The organism is Streptomyces sodiiphilus (genome assembly GCF_039529215.1).
GTDB lineage: Bacteria > Actinomycetota > Actinomycetes > Streptomycetales > Streptomycetaceae > Streptomyces > Streptomyces sodiiphilus.
In genome coordinates, this window is the sequence record NZ_BAAAMJ010000078.1 from 1 (window position 1) to 4,530 (window position 4,530).

At 71.7% G+C, this 4,530-nt stretch carries 2 pseudogenes; both read left to right on the plus strand.

Annotated elements, in window-relative coordinates:
- Positions 1-3,309: pseudogene (locus ABD299_RS25200) on the plus strand (type I polyketide synthase); the annotation flags it as partial.
- A gap of 207 nt (positions 3,310-3,516) precedes the next feature.
- Positions 3,517-4,530, plus strand: a pseudogene (locus ABD299_RS25205) (SpnB-like Rossmann fold domain-containing protein); the annotation flags it as partial.

Genomic DNA, 4,530 nt, shown 5'->3' on the forward strand with positions numbered 1-4,530 from the left:
GCCGACGTATGCGTTCCAGCGACAGCGCTACTGGCTGGGGGACACCGCTGCCGGACCGGTGGAACCTGCCGTTGACCAGCCGCTGACCTGGCAGCAGGAGTTCACCTCCATACCTGAGGAAACCGGACGCGTTCGTGCCGCACTGCAACTTGTACGCACCCACACCGCGCGCGTACTGGGCTACCCGGGACCGGGCTCCGTCGACCCCGACCGGGTTTTCAAGGACTTCGGTTTCGATTCGCTGATGGCTGTCGAGCTGAGGAACGTCCTCAGCTCGGCCACCGGCCTCCGCCTCGCGGGAGCGATCCTCTTCGATCACCCCACCCCGAGGGCTCTCGCCCGGCATGTGCAGGAAGCCGCCTCGGGTGCCGGCCCCGATGTCTCCGTGCCCGTTCCGGTCCGCCCGGAAGCCGACCACGAGCCGATAGCGATCGTGGCGATGAGCTGCCGCCTCCCGGGTGGTGTCCGCACCCCGGAAGACCTTTGGCAAGTGGTCTCCGAAGGCAGGGACGTCATCGGCGAGTTCCCCGCCAACCGGGGATGGGACCTGGAGGCTCTCTTCGGCTCCGGAGCAGGGAACCACGGCACGAGCTACGTGCGGGAAGGCGGATTCCTCCACGACGCGGACCGCTTCGATCCGGCGTTCTTCGGCATCAGCCCGCGGGAAGCCCAGGCCATGGACCCCCAGCAGCGGCTGCTTCTCGAAGTCGCCTGGGAAGCCCTGGAGAGGGCAGGGGTCAGACCGGCCACACTCAAGGGCACCCGGTCCGGGGTCTTCATCGGTGCCATGCCCCAGGACTACGGACCCCGCATGGACGAAGCCGCCGAAGGGGTCTCGGGATACCTGCTGACCGGTGGCACCACCAGTGTCGCCTCCGGGCGGATCGCCTACAGCCTGGGACTGGAAGGCCCGGCAGTCACTGTGGACACCGCCTGCTCCGCCTCTCTCGTGGCGATCCACATGGCGTGCCAGTCGCTGCGGCAGGGCGAATCCACACTGGCACTGGCCGGCGGCGCCACCGTGATGTCCTCGCCCGGCATCTTCGTGGAACTCAGCCGGCAGAAGGCCCTGTCCCCTGACGGCAGATGCAAGGCATTCTCCGCCGACGCCGACGGCACCGGCTGGGGCGAAGGCGTCGGAATGCTGGTGCTGGAGCGGCTCTCGGACGCACGGCGGAACGGGCACCGCGTGCTCGCAGTCCTGCGTGGCTCCGCCGCCAATCAGGACGGGGCCAGTAACGGCCTGACCGCCCCCAGCGGTCCTGCTCAGCAGCGGGTGATCCGGGCGGCGCTGGCTGACGCGGGGGTGTCGGCGTCGGATGTGGACGCGGTGGAGGCGCACGGGACGGGTACGTCGCTGGGTGACCCGATCGAGGCCGGGGCGNGAACTTCGGCCACCCGCAGGCGGCGGCAGGCGTCGCCGGGGTCATCAAGATGGTGATGGCGATGCAGCACGGCGTGCTGCCGCAGACCCTGCACGTGCGGGAACCCTCCCACCACATCGACTGGACCTCCGGTGCGGTGGAACTGCTCACCGAGCTCACGCAATGGCCCGCCGCCGACCGGCCCCGCCGTGCCGGAGTGTCCTCCTTCGGCATCAGCGGGACGAACGCTCACGCCATCCTGGAACAGGCTCCGCCGGAGGTCGCCGCTCCCCTCACGGCGGCCCCGGCGGAGGCCACTGCCTCCAAGCGGACACTGCTGCCCTGGGTGCTTTCCGGTGTGAACGAACAGGCCCTGCGGGACCAGGCGGCGAGGCTCCACAGCAGCCTCCTCGCGTCCCCCGGAGGCAGCCTCGCCGACATCGGGCACGCGCTGGCCACCACTCGTACCGCTTTCGCACACCGCGCCGTCGTCACCGCCGGCGACGAGCGGCAGATGCTGGACGCCCTGGAGGAACTGGCGCACGGCAGGAGCGCCCCCGAGGTGACCGTGGGGTCAGCCGGCAGCGGCGAGCGGAAGGCCGTCTTCGTCTTCCCCGGCCAGGGTTCGCAGTGGGCCGGCATGGCACTGGCGCTGTGGGAGTCGTCGCCGGTCTTCGCGGACCGGCTGGAGGCATGCGCGGCAGCCATGGAGCCGTACCTCGACTGGTCGCTGCTCGATGTGCTGAAGGGCGCCCCGGACGCACCGTCCCTGTCACGGATCGATGTGGTGCAGCCCGCGCTCTTCGCGGTCATGGTGTCGCTCGCCGAACTCTGGCGTGCCCATGGTGTCGAACCCGCTGCCGTGGTCGGCCACTCGCAGGGTGAGATCGCCGCCGCGCACATCGCCGGAGGGCTTTCGCTGCGGGACGCGGCCCTGGTCGTGGTCCGCCGCAGCCAGGCGTGGGCCGAACTCAGCGGCAAGGGCGGCATGCTGTCCGTTCTCAGCTCCTCCGAGGAGGTGTCCCGCCGCCTGAAGCCGTGGCAGGAGCGGCTGGGCATCGCCGCCGTCAACAGCCCGAAGACCGTCACGGTCTCCGGGGACCCCGAGGCCCTCGACGCCTTCATGGCGAGCCTCGAAGCGGACGGCATCAAGTCCCGCCGCGTCCCCGGCGTGGACACCGCGGGGCACTCACCGCAGGTCGATGCCTTGCGTGAGCGTCTGCTGCGCGAGGTGGCGGACGTCAGCCCCGGTCCGTCACGGATTCCCTTCTACTCCACGGTCACCGGCACCGCCCTGGACACCGGGCAGCTCGATGCCGGCTACTGGTACCGCAACATGCGCGAGCCGGTGGACTTCGAACGGACCACCCGGGCGCTGCTGGCCGACGGGCTCACCGCGTTCGTCGAGTGCAGCCCGCACCCCCTGCTCGCCCTGGCGATCCAGCAGACCGCCGAGGAAGCCGGCGTCGAGCCGGCCGTGATCGGTTCGCTCCGCCGTGAGCAGGGCGACGAGAAGCGCTTCGCGGCAGCCTTCGCGGAGGCGTACGTCCAGGGCGTCGAGCCCTCCTGGGACACCGTGTTCGAGGGACGGGCGGGGCAGCCGGTGGAGCTGCCGACCTACCCGTTCCAGCACGAGCGGTACTGGCTCGACCAGCCGGCGCCGGATGGCGACGTCACCGCGGCCGGCCTGGACTCCGTGGATCACCCGCTCCTCGGGGCTGCCGTCGCGCTGGCAGGGTCGGAAGGCCACCTCTTCATCGGCAGGCTGTCGGGGCAGGCACACGGCGGGCTCACCGACCGGACAGGCGCCGGGGCACCGATCCTTCCGGGCTCCGCCTTCGCGGACCTCGCCTTCCACGCCGGTGACCGGGCCGGGTGCGGTCATATCGAGGAACTCGCCCTGGAGGTTCCGCTCGCGGTACCCGAGCGCGGCACCGCTGTCCTGCAGATGCGCCTGGAGCGTGCGGACGAGAACGGCCGCCGCCGGTTCGGCGTGCACGCCCGTGCCGAGACCGCCGAACCGGAGGAGCCGTGGATCTGCCACGCCACCGGAACACTCGCCCCCACCGCCCCGGCCACCGGTGCCGACCTGACCTGCTGGCCCCCGCCGGGCGCCGTCGCGCTGAAGCCGACGGGGGACGTGAGCGCGGCCTGGCGGGTCGGCGACGACCTCTGCCTCGAGGTCGGCCTGACGGAGGACGAGTCCGACGACGCCCCGGCCCACGCGCTGCATCCGGCGCTCATCGAATCGGCACTCACTGCCCTGCACGGAACCGGCATGGCCGGTGAAGCGGGGGATCAGCAGCTCGCGTTCCGGTGGGAGGACGCGGCTCTGCACGCCACCGGCGCGACCGCACTGCGGGTGCGGATCACTCCCACCGGCTCCGGCGTCTTCCGCCTGCTTGCCGCCGACACCGAGGGGCGGCCCGTGGCGTCCGTCGGCGGCCTGCGCCTGCGTCCCGTCACCGCCGAGGAGGCTGCCGCTGGGCCGTCCTTCCACTCCTCCTTGTTCCGCCTGGAGTGGCCGGATGTCCAACTGCCGGAGAGCCCGCAGACCCGGGACTGGGCAGTTCTCGGCGACGATCCCCTCGGGCTCGCCGAGGCGCTCGGAACACCGACCCTGAACGACACGGACGACGGTCCCGCTCCCGGGATCGTGCTCGTCTCCTTCGCTCCTGTTCCGGACGGCAGCGGTGGCCCGAAGGACACCGCCGCGGCCACCCGGCAGGCCACCCGACGTGCCCTGGAACTGATCCAGCGCTGGATCACCGAGGAGCGGTTCGCCGGCAGCAGGCTTGTCATGGTCACCTGCGGTGCTGTCGCGGCCGGCCCCGGGGAGGACGTTCCCGGCATCACCCACGCGGCGGTGTGGGGGCTCGTGCGGTCGGCACAGTCCGAGAACCCCGGCCGCTTCGTCCTGCTGGATCTGGACGAACACCCGGACTCCCGCACAGCGCTGTCCGCCGCGGTCGCGACCGGCGAGCCGCAGCTCGCGGTCAGGAACGGAGCCGTCCACGTCCCCCGTCTCGCCCGCGTCCCGGCTGACCCCGGCCACATCGCCCCGGCACTCGATCCCGGTGGCACCGTTCTCATCACCGGTGCCACCGGAACGCTGGGCGGTCTGCTGGCCCGGCATCTGGTGGCGCGGGGTGCGCGTCATCTGCTG